The sequence below is a fragment of the Vibrio owensii CAIM 1854 = LMG 25443 genome, assembly GCF_000817815.1.
Lineage (GTDB): Bacteria > Pseudomonadota > Gammaproteobacteria > Enterobacterales > Vibrionaceae > Vibrio > Vibrio owensii.
In genome coordinates this window covers 38,028-54,836 of sequence record NZ_JPRD01000037.1, presented here as the reverse complement: position 1 = coordinate 54,836, position 16,809 = coordinate 38,028, and the positions used below count along the sequence as shown (strand labels likewise).

At 45.2% G+C, this 16,809-nt stretch carries 13 protein-coding genes; 9 read left to right on the top strand and 4 right to left on the bottom strand.

Annotated elements, in window-relative coordinates:
• Positions 1–143: 143 nt before the first annotated feature.
• From H735_RS19225 to H735_RS19215, 4 genes are all read left to right on the top strand, one after another.
• Positions 144–653 (top strand): hypothetical protein, encoded by a 510-nt coding sequence (locus H735_RS19225; protein WP_020197071.1) that lies wholly within the window; start codon positions 144–146, stop codon positions 651–653.
• Positions 654–1,271 (top strand): hypothetical protein, encoded by a 618-nt coding sequence (locus H735_RS30315; RefSeq protein ID WP_020197070.1) that lies wholly within the window; start codon positions 654–656, stop codon positions 1,269–1,271. It begins immediately after the preceding gene.
• Between the two features lie 9 nt (positions 1,272–1,280).
• Positions 1,281–1,535 carry a hypothetical protein gene (locus H735_RS31445; RefSeq protein WP_202905997.1) on the top strand — a complete coding sequence of 85 codons (255 nt, stop codon included), beginning with the start codon at positions 1,281–1,283 and terminating at the stop codon, positions 1,533–1,535.
• A 138-nt stretch (positions 1,536–1,673) separates the two neighbouring features.
• Positions 1,674–2,945 carry a hypothetical protein gene (locus H735_RS19215; protein WP_020197068.1) on the top strand — a complete coding sequence of 424 codons (1,272 nt, stop codon included), beginning with the start codon at positions 1,674–1,676 and terminating at the stop codon, positions 2,943–2,945.
• Between the two features lie 299 nt (positions 2,946–3,244).
• Here the strand turns inward: H735_RS19215 and gcvP are convergent, their stop codons facing one another.
• The 3 genes from gcvP to H735_RS19200 all read right to left on the bottom strand — a co-directional run bounded on the left by gcvP (position 3,245) and on the right by H735_RS19200 (position 7,966).
• A complete protein-coding gene (gene gcvP / locus H735_RS19210) occupies positions 3,245–6,109 on the bottom strand; it encodes an aminomethyl-transferring glycine dehydrogenase (protein ID WP_020197067.1) in 2,865 nt (954 codons plus the stop codon).
• Positions 6,110–6,238: 129 nt separating this feature from the next.
• On the bottom strand, positions 6,239–6,619 hold the full coding sequence (gene gcvH, locus H735_RS19205; RefSeq protein ID WP_005451648.1) for a glycine cleavage system protein GcvH: 381 nt from the start codon (positions 6,617–6,619) through the stop codon (positions 6,239–6,241).
• Between the two features lie 51 nt (positions 6,620–6,670).
• Entirely contained in the window at positions 6,671–7,966 is a 1,296-nt protein-coding gene (locus tag H735_RS19200; protein ID WP_020197066.1) for a serine hydroxymethyltransferase, read from the bottom strand.
• Positions 7,967–8,345: 379 nt separating this feature from the next.
• On the opposite strand from H735_RS19200, the gene H735_RS19195 reads away from it, so the two are divergent.
• Positions 8,346–8,969, top strand: coding sequence for a helix-turn-helix domain-containing protein (locus tag H735_RS19195; protein ID WP_005431308.1), 624 nt, complete (start codon positions 8,346–8,348; stop codon positions 8,967–8,969).
• Positions 8,970–9,229: 260 nt separating this feature from the next.
• Positions 9,230–10,348, top strand: a complete 1,119-nt coding sequence (gcvT, locus tag H735_RS19190) for a glycine cleavage system aminomethyltransferase GcvT (RefSeq protein WP_020197065.1) — start codon at positions 9,230–9,232, stop codon at positions 10,346–10,348.
• Between the two features lie 195 nt (positions 10,349–10,543).
• Here gcvT and H735_RS19185 read toward each other — a convergent pair whose 3' ends face one another.
• On the bottom strand, positions 10,544–11,269 hold the full coding sequence (locus tag H735_RS19185) for a TetR/AcrR family transcriptional regulator (RefSeq protein WP_005441953.1): 726 nt from the start codon (positions 11,267–11,269) through the stop codon (positions 10,544–10,546).
• Positions 11,270–11,432: 163 nt separating this feature from the next.
• Here H735_RS19185 and H735_RS19180 point away from each other — a divergent pair, with 163 nt between their 5' ends.
• The 3 genes from H735_RS19180 to H735_RS19170 are packed head-to-tail and all read left to right on the top strand — an operon-like array spanning position 11,433 to position 16,626.
• The gene (locus tag H735_RS19180) at positions 11,433–12,506 is read left to right on the top strand and encodes an efflux RND transporter periplasmic adaptor subunit (protein ID WP_020197064.1); all 1,074 of its coding nucleotides are present in this window, start codon (positions 11,433–11,435) and stop codon (positions 12,504–12,506) included.
• Positions 12,506–13,567, top strand: coding sequence for an efflux RND transporter periplasmic adaptor subunit (locus tag H735_RS19175; protein WP_020197063.1), 1,062 nt, complete (start codon positions 12,506–12,508; stop codon positions 13,565–13,567). The genes H735_RS19180 and H735_RS19175 overlap by 1 nt, the downstream gene beginning before the upstream one ends.
• A complete protein-coding gene (locus H735_RS19170) occupies positions 13,567–16,626 on the top strand; it encodes an efflux RND transporter permease subunit (RefSeq protein WP_020197062.1) in 3,060 nt (1,019 codons plus the stop codon). The genes H735_RS19175 and H735_RS19170 overlap by 1 nt, the downstream gene beginning before the upstream one ends.
• The last annotated feature ends 183 nt before the right edge of the window (positions 16,627–16,809 follow it).

Genomic DNA, 16,809 nt, shown 5'->3' with positions numbered 1-16,809 from the left:
TAGTAGAGTTAAACATACAAACTGTTCAGGAATGATTCGCAACACGTGGCATTAACATTGTGCGTTAGTTGAAGTGGTACAAGGCAGCATCGGTATGGCGTTAGTCACCACTTAAGTGAGCGTTTAACTAAAAAGGGAAAGTTATGCGAAATTCGTTAAAGACAATTTTTTTCTTGTCTTCATTCTCCCCAACACTACTAGCACTCGCTATAGTAAGGTATTTAATCTCAGGTGATGATATTTTATTCTATCAATTAATATTTGTTTTTTTGTTAGGAATTGTTTTATTTTTTTTGATCTTCAAATTAGTAAAAAATCAAGGTGAGAGAATCAGTTTTAATGCAAAGAAAGTAGAGTCAACTGACTACTTTCTTTTGGTTTTTCTTGCCGCATATGCAGCACCGATAGTTATGAGAATGGTTGAACTTAACTTTAAAGTAATTTCGATCATATTAACTCTTTTGCTGGTGACGTTGTGGGTTTTACAGTATATACCGTTTCATCCATTAATGTACTTGTTTAAGTATAGATTTTATAAAACTAAATCTGATAGTGGTGTTGTTTACACATTAATATCTAAAAGAAATATAAGAGATCCAAAAACAGTTAAACAAGTTATATCTATTTCAGATAGTATGATTATGGAGAAGTAAATGTTATTTAACCTTTTTGCAATGACAAGTGATCCCGCAAAGAGAATTGTCAGATTTGAATTGTCTTCTACTGTTCAAGACGATTTGGCAGCATATATAAAAAGCCAAGAAAATGAGTTCGAGTTACCAACAGAAGTAATTCATTTTGATGGGAAGTATAGACCTGATCGTGGTGAAGTGCTGCTAATTGATAATTATGATGAGATAAACAGCTTATCTAATGCAATTGTAAATCCATTATCAATAGAAGTCGTAGAACCGACAGAAAGTTTCTTAGGTGATATTAAAGCGCTTTTCACCGATTATACACTTGAGAGTGGGGAGGTAAAGATTTTACTACAAAACTTTGACAAACGTAGGTTCATCTCTACGAATGGTTTGTCCATCTTTCATTTATCAAATGTTTACAAGAAAATTGAAGGTATCGGTTTAACGGTTGATTCAAAGTTGACTGCTATTCTCGAAGGAGGGAAGCTACGCTTCGTTAGTTTTTTTACGGCTAGACAAATATTTGACTTGAGTGACTATTACAAGGAAGCGACTAATGATGATATCAATGTATTCTCTTCTAGTGATGCAGTTCGAGTAACTAATAAAGACGGGTTAATTGCCATATAGGATAGTTGGGTGAGAAGAAAAACTTCACTAATTCAGCAAAGTGACATTCTAGGAACAGTCCCTATACATGTTATGAAAGCGGACGCTTTGGAGTTCAATATTCCATTCCCTACGGTGAATATTGACGGCAATGAAGTAATTGATATTCCTCTAAACAGGCCTGCACTGAAAGTGTTGCTGAGATTTTTAGACGAAGGCTACTATAAATCACCTCTATCAAATACAAATTTTGTAACTAACTCAAAGCGTGAGTGTACTTTTTAGTTTATAATCTGCTTAACATTGATTCGCAACGCTTGGCATTTTGCTGAGCACTGTGCTTGGTGTTTAAGGTGTTCTGTGGCGGCATCTGTAATGTGTCGCTCACACTACAAGGTGATATGGACAAAATTCAAGGAAATCATGAATACTACACTCTTGATTATCATATCTATTTTAGTACCCACACTTCTCGTGTTAATTATAGCTCGAAATAGAAAAAGTCGAAGAAATACTGTTGACTCGATTACATCAGATACATCAGATACATCAGAGGCAATCGATGAATTTGGCTGTGATCTAGCTATAGTAGATGACAACGGAATCAAAGTGCTAGAGTCTAGAGAGATAGAAAAAATACCGGACCGGGCTCATCTTATTGAGTCGTCTAGTAGTGCAATTAATCGTGTTACACACCTTACCTCTGACTTGTTCAAAGGCTCGGTAAGTGTTCCTAACAAGACAGTCGAAGTGCTCTTCAAACCGGACATACAACAAGGGTTGTCTGATGGTACTTACAAATTAATGAGAACTAAATCCGGAGAGATTCTAGCTGATGCAGTTGATTCTTCGAATAAAATCGTGGGAAAAGCTCGGTTAATACAGGGCGGAAAAGCAAAGCAACTTGCTAGTGGAGCCTTTCAGCTTGTAAGCATTGCGGTTGCCCAATCACATCTGGCCGATATTGAAAGAAGTTTAAGTGCTATCAAAGACTCTATTTCAGAAGTTCTTGAGAGGCAGGAAAATGAAGATAAAGCGAGAATTACAGGTGCTTTTGATTATTTACGTGAAATTTCAGAACATATGAAAGAACTTCGTTGTCCCGATGAACTACCGCAGCAAAAAAGGAATGCTATTGAAGTGATCATTAAGGACTCATATTCTTGGCGCAATAAGTTAGAAGAAGACATGGCCTCATTGACCAAAAACATATCAATCCTTAAAGATCAAGATAACTTTGGGACTGGGGATACATTTGAACACCTAAAGAGTCTAATCGAAAGAATAAGACCACTTTTAAAGCGTCGCGAGCTTTTCCTAAACCTTGCATCGGTTATAAATTTTGTTACAGCTTATCTTGATCCTGCAAAACGTGAGTATTCTAGTATCGACATAAATGAGTCTCGATGGTCAAATTTAATCGAGCAGTTTAAAGATGCAGTTCTAGAACGAGAATCGAAGCTTATGTGTAAAGCTTTCTGGAATTCTAATGAGACTTTGGAATTGCGTAGAGATAAGCTTAGATCTCTATCCTTTGATTATCACCGAACAGGGAATGAGCAGCAACACGAGTACTTGACATTGCGAAGCTCACTCGTTGAGAGTATGTCTCGGTTTATTGAACCGAGTGGTAATGTGCGTATCGCTATGTCATTCGATGGTAAAGGTGTAGTTAGTAGTGCCGCAGTTCTTTAGCTTCCCTTATTTACTCCGCCTAACTGTTTAAGAGTGATTCCCAAGGCGTGGTATTTCCACTATTTGTTTCGTTTAGTGTTTAAGGTTGTATGCTGCGGCATCGATATTGCGTTACTGAGGGGATATAAATGAGATCTAGCTTTGCCTAACAGCTTCCAATACCCAGTGTTATACTTATCTCGTTAAAATTAATAAAGCACCTGATTAGCGATTGTCCAAAACTAAGTTTGACAGGTCTAACCCAAAAACAGAAAGGCGAACCAATCGGTTCGCCTTTGTCTATTTAGATGCTACAAAAATTAATCTTCGTAGTTATCAATGCTTGGGCACGAGCAGATTAAGTTACGGTCGCCGTATACGTTATCTACGCGGTTTACTGTTGGCCAGTACTTCCAAGATTTGGTTGCTTTAGAAGGGAAGCAGCCAAGCTCACGAGAGTAAGGGCGATCCCATTCTTCTTTCGCTAGGTCAACTTGAGTGTGTGGCGCGTTAACAAGTGGGTTGTTATCTAGCGGCCATTCACCGTTCTTAACCTTCGTCATCTCTTCACGGATTGCGATCATCGCATCACAGAAGCGGTCTAGCTCTTCTAGGTCTTCCGATTCTGTTGGCTCAACCATTAGCGTGCCCGCTACAGGGAACGACATAGTTGGTGCGTGGAAACCGTAGTCCATTAGACGCTTCGCGATATCTTCTTCGCTGATGCCTGTTTCTTCTTTTAGTGGACGAATGTCGATAATACATTCGTGCGCTACACGGCCGTTTGAGCCACGGTAAAGAACAGGGTAGTGAGGGCGTAATTGCTCCATCACGTAGTTCGCGTTCAGAATCGCTACTTTCGTTGCGTCTGTTAGGCCAGCTTCGCCCATCATTGCGATGTAAGCCCAAGAGATAGGCAGGATAGACGCGCTACCCATATCCGCTGCGGATACTGCGAAGTTTTCGCCGTCTGCACCGTTTTCAATGTGACCTGGTAGGAAAGGCGCTAGGTGCGATTTAACACCGATAGGGCCCATGCCCGGACCGCCACCACCGTGTGGGATACAGAAGGTTTTGTGTAGGTTTAGGTGAGAAACGTCTGAGCCGATGAAGCCCGGCGTTGTTAGACCAACCTGTGCGTTCATGTTTGCGCCGTCTAGGTAAACCTGACCGCCCGCGGCATGAACCATTTCACACACTTCTTTCACTTGCTCTTCGTATACGCCGTGCGTAGAAGGGTAAGTGATCATGATGCTTGATAGGTTGTCTTTGTGCTTCTCGATTTTCGCTGCTAGGTCGTCGATGTCGATGTTGCCTTCTTCATCACACTTAACCACAACCACTTTCATTGACACCATAGATGCTGTCGCAGGGTTAGTACCGTGCGCAGAGCTTGGGATCAAACATACGTTGCGGTGACCTTCGCCACGGCTTTCGTGGTAGCGTTGAATCGCGATAAGACCTGCGTACTCACCAGATGCACCAGAGTTTGGTTGCAGTGAGAATGCGTCGTAGCCTGTGATTTCACATAGCTTCTCTTTAAGATCTTTTGCTAGTGCTGCGTAACCGGCTGCTTGTTCTGCTGGTGCGAACGGGTGGATCGAACCAAACTCAGGCCAAGTTACTGGAATCATCTCTGCTGCTGCGTTCAGCTTCATCGTACAGCTGCCCAGTGGGATCATGCCGTGCGTTAGCGAGAAGTCTTTGTTCTCTAGCTGTTTTAGGTAACGCATCATCTGTGTTTCGCTGTGGTGCGTGTTAAACACAGGGTGCGTTAGGTATTCTGTTGTGCGGCGCAGTGCTTCTGGAATCGCTGCAAACTCGTTGCCTGCAATTTCCGCTGATAGTGCTGCGACTTCTTCTTTCACACCGAATACTGCGAATAGGGATTCTACGTCTGCCACGGTTGTGGTTTCGTCGAAGCTTACACCTAGCTGAGTACCCAACTTACGTAGGTTGATGTCTGCTGCTAGTGCTTTTGCGTATAGGTCTTCAGTTTGTGCACCAGTATTGATGGTAATGGTGTCGAAGAAGCTGTTGTGAGCAAGCTCGAAGCCGCCTTTAGTTAGGCCGGCAGCTAGGATAGCGGTCATGTGGTGCGTACGACGAGCAATCGTGCGTAGACCTTCTGCGCCGTGGTAAACCGCGTAGAAAGACGCCATGTTCGCTAGTAGAGCTTGAGCGGTACAGATGTTTGATGTCGCTTTTTCACGACGGATGTGCTGCTCACGTGTTTGCATTGCCATGCGCAGTGCTTGGTTGCCGTTGGTATCGATAGAAACACCGATAACACGACCTGGCATTGTACGTTTGTGCTTGTCACGTGTTGCCATGAAGGCTGCGTGTGGACCGCCGTAACCCATAGGAACGCCGAAACGTTGTGCCGAGCCGATTGCTACGTCTGCACCCATTTCACCCGCTGGTTTGAGTAGGGCAGAAGCCAATAGGTCAGTTGCTACGGTTACTAGCGTTTTGTTCGCTTGCGCTTTTGCGATGATGTCCGTTAGGTCACGAACTTCACCTGTTGTGCCTGGGTATTGAACTAGCGCGCCGAATACGTCTTGCTCTGGTAGTGATTCTAGAGAACCAACTAGTACTTCAAAGCCGATGAATTTCGCACGAGTTTTTACCACTTCGATGGTTTGTGGGTGAACGTCGTCAGCAACGAAGAATACGTTACTCTTGCTCTTACCCGCACGCTTACAAAGTGTCATCGCTTCTGCCGCTGCCGTTGCTTCATCAAGCAAAGATGCGTTCGCGATTTCCATACCAGTAAGATCCATCACCATTTGTTGGTAGTTTAGAAGCGCTTCTAGACGACCTTGTGAGATCTCTGGTTGGTAAGGGGTGTAAGCGGTGTACCAGCCCGGGTTTTCCATCACGTTACGTAGGATTACGTTTGGCGTGAAGGTGTTGTAGTAACCCTGACCAATGAATGTACGTTTAACTTGGTTCTGATCGGCGAACTCACGCATTGCTGCCAGCATGTCTGCTTCGCTTTTCGCTTCTGCCAAGCTCATTGGCTGCTCTAGGCGAATTTGTGCTGGTACGGTTTCGTCGATAAGCGAATCTAGGCTAACTGCGTTAATCGCTTCCAACATTTTCTGTTGGTCAGATTTGTTTGGTCCATTGTGGCGAGCAACGAACTCGTTTTGTGTGCTGAGGCTTTGAAGTAATTCAGTCATTGTCCTTTACCTACTCCTTGGCTCGGGTAACGGATTTGCGTTACTGATAAATTAAATTATACGTCCGAACCTAGAAAAAAAGCTGTCCACTAATCGTTATGCTAGGGGACAGCTTTCGTCTCATCCTAATTACTCTTCTTCGATAGAGCTTAGGTATTCTTCCGCATCTTTTAAGTCATCCAACTCAGATGGGTTTGAAAGCTTCACTTTCACAATCCAACCACCTTCGTATGGTTCTTCGTTGATTAGCTCTGGGCTGTCTTCTAGCTCTTCGTTGATTTCAACTACTTCGCCTGTGATTGGTGAGTAGATGTCTGAAGCTGCTTTTACTGACTCAACCAAAGAAAAGCTTTCGCCCGCTTCGACTTCATCTTCCACGTCTGGTAGGTCAACGAAAACTACGTCACCTAGCATCTCTTGAGCGTGCTCTGAAATACCGATAGTTACTGTGCCGTCACCGTTGTCACGTACCCACTCGTGGCTATCTGTAAACTTCAGTGTTTTGTCCATTGCTTAATCTCCAAATAACTTGTCAGGATAGTTTCTGATTTAATAAATCTTTTATTGGTAAAGAGGGTAACGACTGCAAAGCTCTTTCACTTGCTTACGTACGCGTTTTTCTACTTCTGCGTCACCTTCAGGGTTGTTCACCAATCCGTCCAGTACGTCACCAATCCAATTACCGATGAGTTTGAATTCTTCAGCGCCAAAGCCGCGGCTTGTACCCGCAGGCGTTCCTAAACGGATGCCCGATGTAATCATAGGCTTCTCTGTGTCGAATGGGATGCCATTTTTGTTACACGTGATACCTGCACGCTCTAGTGCTTCTTCTGCTTTGTTACCTTTCAAGCCTTTAGGGCGAAGGTCAACCAGCATCAAGTGCGTGTCTGTACCACCGGTTACGATGTCGCAACCGCGAGTTTGCAATACTTCCGCCAGAACTTTTGCGTTGTTGATCACTGAATCAATATAAGTTTTGAATTCAGGACCAAGCGCCTCACCGAACGCCACTGCTTTAGAAGCAATCACGTGCATCAGTGGGCCGCCTTGTAGACCTGGGAATACCGCTGAGTTGATTTTCTTAATGATGTCTTCGTGGTTGGTCAGAATCATACCGCCACGTGGGCCACGCAATGTTTTGTGCGTTGTGGTTGTAACAACGTGTGCGTGAGGAAGCGGGCTAGGGTGCGCGCCTGTTGCGATAAGACCGGCAATGTGTGCCATGTCGACCATAAGAATCGCGTTTACTTCATCTGCGATTTCACGGAATTTTGCGAAGTCGATAGTACGTGGAATGGCACTACCGCCTGCGATGATCATTTTAGGTTGGTGCTCAAGTGCCAGTTGGCGAACGTCGTCGTAGTTGATTTCTAGTGTTTCGCGGTCAACGCCGTATTGAACTGCGTTAAACCATTTACCAGAAAGTGCAGGGCGAGCACCGTGTGTTAGGTGGCCACCTGCGTCTAGAGACATACCAAGAATGGTGTCGCCAGGCTGAAGTAGTGCCAGTTTTACTGCGCCGTTTGCTTGTGCGCCTGAGTGTGGTTGAACGTTTGCGTATTCACAATTGAAAAGTTTTTTCGCGCGTTCGATAGCAATGGCTTCCACTGTATCTACGTGCTCACAACCACCATAGTAACGGCGACCTGGGTAACCTTCAGCGTATTTGTTTGTTAGGCATGTGCCTTGAGCTTGCATTACCGCTTTAGAAACGATGTTCTCAGAAGCGATAAGTTCGATTTGTTCGTTTTGGCGAGCGAATTCTGCCTGAATTCCAGCAAAGACAGCGTCATCTGTCGCAGAGAGGTTGGTAGAGAAAAAGTTTTCCAAGCTGTGGTTAGGGTAACTCTTGTTCATGGTAGTTGACCTTCCAAATCTGAAAATGAACCCGCAGTAGAAATAGTTGTTTGATTGCGATGGTGGCTCATTTGTCCTCAAAACAGCTGAACTGCATAGCAGAACAGAGTGAACTTTCGGCCCGAATAAGTGGGCAAAACTCCGTCGGATTGTGGTTTCTCTTGTCCAATCTCTTACGGAAATGTGCATCTCTACATCTAACAAGTTGGTAACATAGCGCTTGCGGCACGAACAATCAACCAAAAATTTCCTATAGGAAACGAGATTTCTGGTTTTGTTAACAAGAGCACGCTTTAATTAACTCGGTGGACTTTTATCCACTATAGGCTTCATGCACAATGCTAATAGGAAGGAATAAAGGATATTTACAGAGGGATTTATGGCAGAAAGTATTTACGATGAATACCCGTCAATGACGTTGGCGAAAGAGCAGCAAGACCAAAATATTGAACCACTTAAGCTCGGTCAGCGCATTAAAGATATCCGCTCTAAACTTGGTATTACGCTAGAAGAGGCGAGCCAACGAACTGGCCTTGCGCGTTCTACGCTAAGTAAGATTGAGAATGAACAGATTTCTCCGACGTTCCAAGCGATGCAAAAGTTAGCGCATGGCTTACAAATTGATATGCCGCAACTGTTTGAGCCGCCTAGAAAAAAGGTCGCGACAGGGCGCAGAGATGTAACCAAGAAAAAAGAGGGTAAACCACACCCAACCCAAACCTACGAACACGAGCTGTTGGCGACTCAACTTTCCAATAAGAAAATGATGCCTTTTAAGAGCCAAATTCGTGCCCGTAGTTTTGACGAATACAAAGATTGGGTTCGCCATGATGGGGAAGAGTTTTTACTCATCTTATCAGGTGAGGTGATGTTTTATTCTGAGTTCTATGAGCCTGTTGTATTAAGCGAAGGCGACAGTGTGTATTACGATGCGAACATGGGTCATATGTTGACCAGTGTGAGCGAGGAAGATGCGCACATTTTGTGGGTGACTGCCAAATAGTGATAAATAGTTGTAAATTTCCTATAGTGAAAGCAAACGTTTGCTATCGGTTTTGAATGCGTTATGATGGCGCTCTGTTGATGATATCTCACTCAACAGAGCGCCTTTTTTGTGCGTTTTGTTGTGATTAAAATGTTAAAAGTCACACTTTTGAAAGTCGAGCGATGTCTTGTTCGTGCAAAATTGAATTAAGCGTGTTTATTATTGGAAACACATTGAATGCCGACAGCATTCTCGGGTCTATCTAAATGGAGACGAAAATGACTCAAGAACTTCTGAAAACACCACTGCATGCACTTCATGTTGAAGTAGGCGCAAAGATGGTCCCGTTCGCGGGTTACGACATGCCAGTTCAATACCCACTAGGCGTAAAGAAAGAACACTTACACACTCGTGATGCAGCAGGTCTGTTCGATGTTTCTCACATGGGTCAACTTCGTTTGATTGGTGATGGCGCAGCAGCGTTCTTAGAGACACTGGTTCCGGTTGATATTGTTGACCTAGGTGCGGGCAAGCAACGTTATGCTTTCTTTACTAATGAGCAGGGCGGCATTATGGACGACTTGATGGTGGCTAACCTTGGCGATCATCTGTTTGTTGTTGTGAACGCAGCATGTAAAGAGCAAGATATTGCACACCTTCAGGCGCATCTTCCTTCTGGCATCGAGCTAGAGATCATTGATGATCGCGCACTGCTTGCGATTCAAGGTCCTAAAGCGGCAGAAGTACTAGCGCGTTTCGCACCAGAAGTAGCAGAGATGCTGTTTATGGATGTTCGCAAAGTTGAGCTACTAGGCGTTGAGTGCATTGTTTCTCGCAGTGGTTACACAGGCGAAGACGGTTACGAAATCTCTGTTCCTGCGGACAAAGCAGAAGAGCTTGCTCGTAAACTCACAGGTGAAGAAGAAGTAGAGTGGATTGGCCTTGGTGCTCGTGACTCACTTCGTCTTGAATGTGGCCTGTGTCTGTACGGTCATGACCTAGACACAACAACTACGCCCGTTGAAGCAAGCCTACTATGGGGCATTCAAAAAGTACGTCGCGCTGATGGCGAGCGTGCAGGTGGCTTCCCTGGTGCTGACATCATTCTTAAGCAGATCGAAACGAAAGACGTTGCACGTAAGCGTATTGGCTTGGTTGGTCAAACTAAAGCACCGGTTCGTGAAGGTGCTGAGCTGTTCGATGCAGACGGTAACAAGATTGGCGTGGTAACCAGTGGTACAGCAGGCCCTAACGCAGGTAAGCCAGTATCAATGGGTTACGTACGCGCAGATCTAGCGGCTATCGGTACAGAGCTGTTTGCAGAAGTACGTGGCAAGATGCTACCAATGACGGTAGAAAAAATGCCGTTCGTACCACAACGCTACTACCGTGGTTAATTAAAGCTCGTCATTCCAGCGAGCCAAAGCGAGACTAGGAATCTACTTCCCACGCGCTGTATAACTACAGTGTCGCGGTTAGGAATAAGCAACTATGAAGTAGGTTCCATTCCGTTTCCTCTCTGAAATGATAAGCACAAACAAAAATGCCGAGCTCAGTGCTCGGCATTTTTTATGTTCTTTTGAAAGCGCTGCTTATGCGGTGAGTTCTTCGATAGGGCAACACATCTCAATCACAACTTCACTCAGTTTGCTTGGGTGAATCATGTCTTCTTTGTTCACGCTAAACTGACTTGCCATGATGGTGTTGAACAATTCCCAGTGGTTGATCAGCATTTTTTCGCGATTGTCTGCATCTTCTGGCCACGTCTCTTGCATCATAGGCGCTAGACTAATCGCACCATGTGCAAAAACCAGCATTTGCCACTTTGATTCCCATTGATCAATACGATGCTCTGGGTATTCAACGTTGTAGTCAGCAAATAGGTCGGTAAAGATCGCCGCGAACTCATCTTTGGATCTTAAGAAGTATTGCAGCAATGCATCGTCGCCCTGGCGAATCGCATCGGCAATCATTTGAACTGGGTGCGGGTTAACGAGTGCAAACGCCAACATTCTTACCATGAACAGGTAGATTTTTTGATTCGATGGCGTATTCGCTGGCATTTCGCTTACCAACTGCGCCATGTAGCTTTGCATGAATTCGTCCATGCCATCACTCACGGCTTGCCAGATCTTCTCTTTGCTACCGAAGTGGTGGCGAATCAAACTATGGGACACACCAGCCTTCTCACTGATGTTTCGAAGCGAGACACGTTCGTACCCTAACTCACAGAACATATCTGCCGCGACTCTTAGAATCAGGCACTTAGTTTGCTCAGCGGCTTCAGCACTTCTACGGCCTTGCTTTCTTTCTGTCATAGTTCGAATTTTCCCGAATATTAATCAACGCGCCTATTTTTACCAGAAACCGGACAGTTTGCCTAATTATTTTATTATCCATGTGGAAAATATGTTGATCATTTTTTCGCTATACATATACTGCACACCTGTGTAGTAAATATAAAGTCGATGGAGAAAGCCAGTGCGAAAACAATACTTAAAGCGCACATTTGTCGGAGCAGCGGTGGCATTGAGCCTCGCCACGATGCTGACAGGGTGTAACAAAGCCGTATCAGAACCGTCTGAGCCATTAATCAAACCTGTAAAATTACTTGCTGTTAATGATCTGACAGTTGCCGATTCCGATGCATTCCTTGCACAAATAGATGCAACGTACAGAGCCCAACTTTCATTTCAGGTAGGTGGCGAAATTGAGAAGTTGATCGTGAGAATGGGTGAAGAGGTGAAGCAGGGCGATGTACTTGCAACGCTAGACCCAAAAGACTTGCAGTTAGCTCTTGATGCATCACAAGCGCAGTACGCACTAGCGAAAACCCAATGGGAACGCTCGAAAAGCTTGTACAACAAGAAGCTGATTAGTACAGACAGTTACGACCAACAAGAAACGCAATACAAAGCGGCACTGGCAAACTTAGAGCAAGCGAAAACCGATTTGAGCTACACAGAGATTCATGCGCCGTTTGATGGTGTGGTGTCTTATACCTACGTGAAGCCATACCAAGTGGTTGCTGCTAAGCAAGAAATCCTAAACCTAATCGACAACACCACTTTGGATGTGTCGTTTACTTTGCCTGTGACTTACGCCGAAGCGGTGTCATTGAACTCACTTAAAGATGCAGATATGTGGGTGACGATGGACAGCGAGCCAAACAACCGCATCCAAGGCAAATTCAAAGAAATCTCTACTCAACCCAATGCCGATACCAACAGCTATGAAGCGATCGTGACGATTACTCGTCCTTCTGATCGTAACTTGCTAACGGGCATGACAGGCCAAGTACACATTGCGAAGCAAAACGTATCGAACGCGATGATGCTGCCAAATGCGGCTTGGGTGTCGAAAGATGCCGCTCATGGTGAGGTTTGGGTAATGGACAGCGATACACAGCAAGTGAATAAAGTGACCTTGTCACTCAATGCGAACGGTGCTGTGGAGTCGGGTCTGGACAAGAATGATTACGTTGTTATTGCAGGTGTTGAACGCCTAGTGGAAGGCCAAGTGGTGAAAGCTTGGGTTCGTGAGGAAGGTATCTAATGAAACGTTCATTATTCACAGTATCGGCTATCGCACTGGCGGTACTAACCGGTTGTAACAGCACAGACGAAGTCACCGCAGAGCAGCCTTTGTATGTTTCTACGGTTGCTGTCGATGTTCCAGTAAAAAGCCAATACCGCACATTCAAAGGCCAAGTCGTGCCTGCGGAACAAACGCCAATTGCATTCCGTCGCGCAGGCGAAGTTCAGCATGTGTTAGTCAAAGCGGGTGACACGGTTAAAGAAGGCCAAATGATCGCCAAGCTAGACGACAGCAAAGAGAAGCAAGCAGTAAACGATGCAGAAGCACAATACACGCTTGCGATTCGTCAGCTTAAACGTGGTGAAGAGCTGCATAACCGCCAAATGATTTCTAAAGCGGAATTGGATGAGCTAACAGCAAATAAAAAGCTGGCTGAAGCAAACTTCTATAACGCGACAAACCAATTGAACTACACACGTTTATTTGCTCCGTTTGCGGGTAAGGTTTCGGATGTATTCAAAGAACGTTTTGAGCGTGTTGCGATTGGTGAGCCGGTTCTCAACCTGTACCAAAGCGACAAAGTTTACGTTCGTATCGAGCTGTCAGACAACGTGCTTGCGATGGTAAACCCAAATACACAAAGCATGAGCTACCAACCTCAAGCAACGTTCTCGGGTGACGCGAAATCTTATGCGTTGGATTATTTGGAGCACACCAGTGAGCCAAATGCTCAAACTCAAACCTACCAAATGTATTTAACTATGCCACAACCTGAGGAAGAGATTCTGCCGGGTACTAGCGTAAGTGTTGCAGTAGACATGGTGGCAGCGGGCATTACTTCCATTGATGGCTACAACATCCCAATGACTGCATTACAAGCGGGCAATCAAGATGGTGAGTTTTTCGTTTGGAAATTGAATGGTGACGCTGTCACTAAAGTGGAAGTGACCATCGACCAAGTTAATGGCGAAGGTGCGATTGTGTCATCAGGTGTTGCTCAAGGCGATGTATTAGTGAATTCCAGCTTACGCAAACTGCGAGAAGGTAAGCATGTGGATGTGGTGGAGAAACAACAATAATGAGCATTGCTGAATACTCAATTAAGAACAAAGTCATCAGCTGGCTGTTCATCGTTATTCTAGCGATCGGCGGTGTGACGTCGTTCCTAGAACTGGGTCGATTGGAAGACCCGGCATTTACCATCAAAGATGCGATGGTGATTGCGACTTATCCTGGTGCGACTTCTAAAGAAGTAGAAGAAGAGCTGACGTATCCGCTTGAGAAAGAGATTCGTAAGCTGCCTTATATCGATAAGATTACGTCAACGTCCTCAAGTGGTATGTCACAGATTATGGTGAGCATGAAGATGGATTACGGTCCGGATGAATTGCCGCAAATCTGGGATGAAATGCGCCGTAAAATCAACGATCTGCAACCAACTTTGCCGCAAGGCGTTCAATCTCTGCAAATCATTGATGACTTTGGTGACGTGTACGGCGTAATGCTGATGCTAACGGGTGATGACTACGATTACGTAGAATTGAAACGTTACGCAGACCAACTCACACGTGAACTCGAACTGATCGATGGCGTGGGTAAAGTTGATATCGCTGGCGACCAACAAGAGATGCTGTTTGTTGAGATTTCATTGGATCGCTTGGCGGCTCTGAACCTCGACATGAATGTAATTTCTGGCTTGCTGAACCAACAGAACAATGTGGTTTCTGCAGGTGAGGTAATGGTAAACGGCGAGAGCCTCATTATTCGCCCAAGCGGTACGTTAAACACCGTAGAAGCCCTAGAAAACCTGATTATTCATGGTCGCGATACGGGTAACCTGATTCGCTTGAAAGACGTTGCAACCATCAGCCGTGGCATTCAAGAAAAGCCGGGTAATGTGCTGCTGTACAACGGTAAAAAAGCAATCAACATCGGTATTTCGTTTGCATCTGGCGTAAACGTAGTAGAAGTCGGTCAACGTATTGAAGCTGAACTAGCAAGCCTTGAGACCATCAAGCCCGCTGGTATCGATATGAACTACTTCTACAATCAATCACAAGAAGTAGACGATTCAGTAAAAGCGTTTGTTATTAGCTTGGCAGAAGCTGTGGCTATCGTAATCATCGTACTGCTGTTCACCATGGGTTTACGAAGTGGTGTGATCATCGGTTTGGTGCTGTTGTTGACGGTATTCGGTACCTTCATCTTGATGAACTACAACAACATTGAGCTACACCGTATCTCACTTGGCGCGCTGATCATTGCACTCGGTATGCTGGTGGACAACGCCATCGTGGTGGTCGAGGGGATATTGGTTGGCCTTAAGAAAGGGCGAACCAAAGTTCAAGCCGCAACAGATATCGTGAAACAAACTCAGTGGCCGCTGCTTGGTGCGACAGTCATTGCTATTACCGCGTTTGCGCCTATCGGTCTGTCACAAGATGCGACTGGTGAGTTCATGGGCTCTCTGTTCTGGGTACTGTGTTTCTCGCTATTCTTGAGCTGGATTACGGCAATTACGCTAACGCCATTCCTAGCGGATCTTCTATTGAAAGAAGAAGACAAGAACGCAGGTGCAGAAGACGAAGACCCATACAAAGGTTGGTTGTTCGTCGCGTTTGGTGCGTCTCTTAAACTTGCGCTTCGTTTCCGTTGGTTAACGGTAGCAGGCATGGTCGCGCTGCTAGTTGGTGCTGTGGTTGCGTTTGGTAGTGTGAAACAACAGTTCTTCCCGCCGTCAAACACGCCGATGTTCTACGTTGATATGTGGATGCCTGAAGGCACAGACATTCGCGAGACCATCAAGAAAGCGGAAGAAGTTGAAAGCTACATCCGTACTCAAGACAACATTGATTTTGTTTCAGCGTCGATTGGCCAAGGTTTGCAGCGTTTCGCTCTGACTTACCAACCAGAGAAGAGCTACGAAGCCTACGCACAGTTCCAAGTTCGTACTACGGACCGTGAGAACATGTTTGAGCTTCTGCATAAGCTGGACGACAACTTAGCGAAGACGTTCGATAAACCAACGTTCCAGTTCAAGTTGATGGAATTCGGCCCGTCACCAGCGTCTAAGATTGAAGCGCGTATTACTGGCCCGGATCCACAAGTGCTACGTGAGCTTGCGGTACAAGTAGAAGATATTCTTCATACTGACCCGGGTGCTCGTAACATCCGTCACGACTGGCGTGAGCGCACTAAAGAGCTAGTACCTGTATTCAACGAATCTAAAGCACGTCGCTTGGGTATCTCGAAAGAAGATCTTTCAAGCACACTGCAAATGGCATTTGGTGGTAGCACACTTGGCTTCCTTCGCGATGGTACGCACATTCTGCCTATCATGACGCGTTTGCCAGAAGCAGAGCGTGTGGACTTTGAATCACTGCAAAACGTGAACATCTGGAGTCCATCGCTCCAAAGCTACATCCCAGTTGATCAAGTGATTGATGGCGTGAAACTGGATTGGGATGAGCCACTGATTCAGCGTCGTGACCGCAAACGTACTCTAACGGTGCTGGCTGACCACGATGTATTGAGCGATGACACCGCAGCAAGCTTGTTTGCTCGTGTTCAACCAAAAGTGATGGCACTGCATATCCCAGAAGGTTACGAAATCACGTGGGGTGGTGAGTACGAATCATCGAAAGATGCACAAGAAGGTCTGTTTGGCTCGCTGCCAATGGGTTACTTGTTGATGTTCATCATTACGATGCTGCTGTTTAACTCACTGAAGAAGCCATTGGTTATTTGGTTCACAGTACCGCTGTCTATCATCGGTGTGGCATTTGGTCTTCTGACGACAAACATGCCATTTAGCTTTACCGCGTTCTTAGGTCTATTGAGCTTGAGCGGTATGATTCTGAAAAACGGTATCGTACTTCTTGACCAGATTAACCTAGAGCTAGCATCAGGTAAGGATCCTTACTTAGCGATTGTCGACAGTGCGATTAGCCGTGTTCGACCAGTAAGTATGGCGGCGCTGACCACCATCCTAGGTATGATTCCATTGGTGTTTGATGCGTTCTTTGGCTCAATGGCTATTACGATTATGGCAGGCCTTGGTTTTGCTACAGTATTGACTCTGATTGTTGTACCAGTCATGTTTGCAATTCTGTTTAAGATCAAACCAACCACTGCATAAGGGACTTCCTGGCTTTATTTATTGTCAGATTCCTGCCAAGCCCTGAGGGTATTCCTCAGGGCTTTTTTGATCCGAGAGAATTAAGATGCGAGATACGAGAAAATAATGGAGCCGAGAATCTAGAAGCGGGAAGAAGATGAAGGTGCAAAGAAGGGCTGGTGGTTTCGTGTACACCTAACTGAT

Coding starts and splice junctions, on each gene's coding strand:
- H735_RS19200 (WP_020197066.1), bottom strand. CDS start 7,966: ATGAACAAGAGTTACCCTAACCACAGCTTGGAAAACTTTTTCTCTACC.
- H735_RS19215 (WP_020197068.1), top strand. CDS start 1,674: ATGAATACTACACTCTTGATTATCATATCTATTTTAGTACCCACACTT.
- gcvT (WP_020197065.1), top strand. CDS start 9,230: ATGACTCAAGAACTTCTGAAAACACCACTGCATGCACTTCATGTTGAA.
- gcvP (WP_020197067.1), bottom strand. CDS start 6,109: ATGACTGAATTACTTCAAAGCCTCAGCACACAAAACGAGTTCGTTGCT.
- H735_RS30315 (WP_020197070.1), top strand. CDS start 654: ATGTTATTTAACCTTTTTGCAATGACAAGTGATCCCGCAAAGAGAATT.
- H735_RS19170 (WP_020197062.1), top strand. CDS start 13,567: ATGAGCATTGCTGAATACTCAATTAAGAACAAAGTCATCAGCTGGCTG.
- gcvH (WP_005451648.1), bottom strand. CDS start 6,619: ATGGACAAAACACTGAAGTTTACAGATAGCCACGAGTGGGTACGTGAC.
- H735_RS19225 (WP_020197071.1), top strand. CDS start 144: ATGCGAAATTCGTTAAAGACAATTTTTTTCTTGTCTTCATTCTCCCCA.
- H735_RS19195 (WP_005431308.1), top strand. CDS start 8,346: ATGGCAGAAAGTATTTACGATGAATACCCGTCAATGACGTTGGCGAAA.
- H735_RS19185 (WP_005441953.1), bottom strand. CDS start 11,269: ATGACAGAAAGAAAGCAAGGCCGTAGAAGTGCTGAAGCCGCTGAGCAA.
- H735_RS19175 (WP_020197063.1), top strand. CDS start 12,506: ATGAAACGTTCATTATTCACAGTATCGGCTATCGCACTGGCGGTACTA.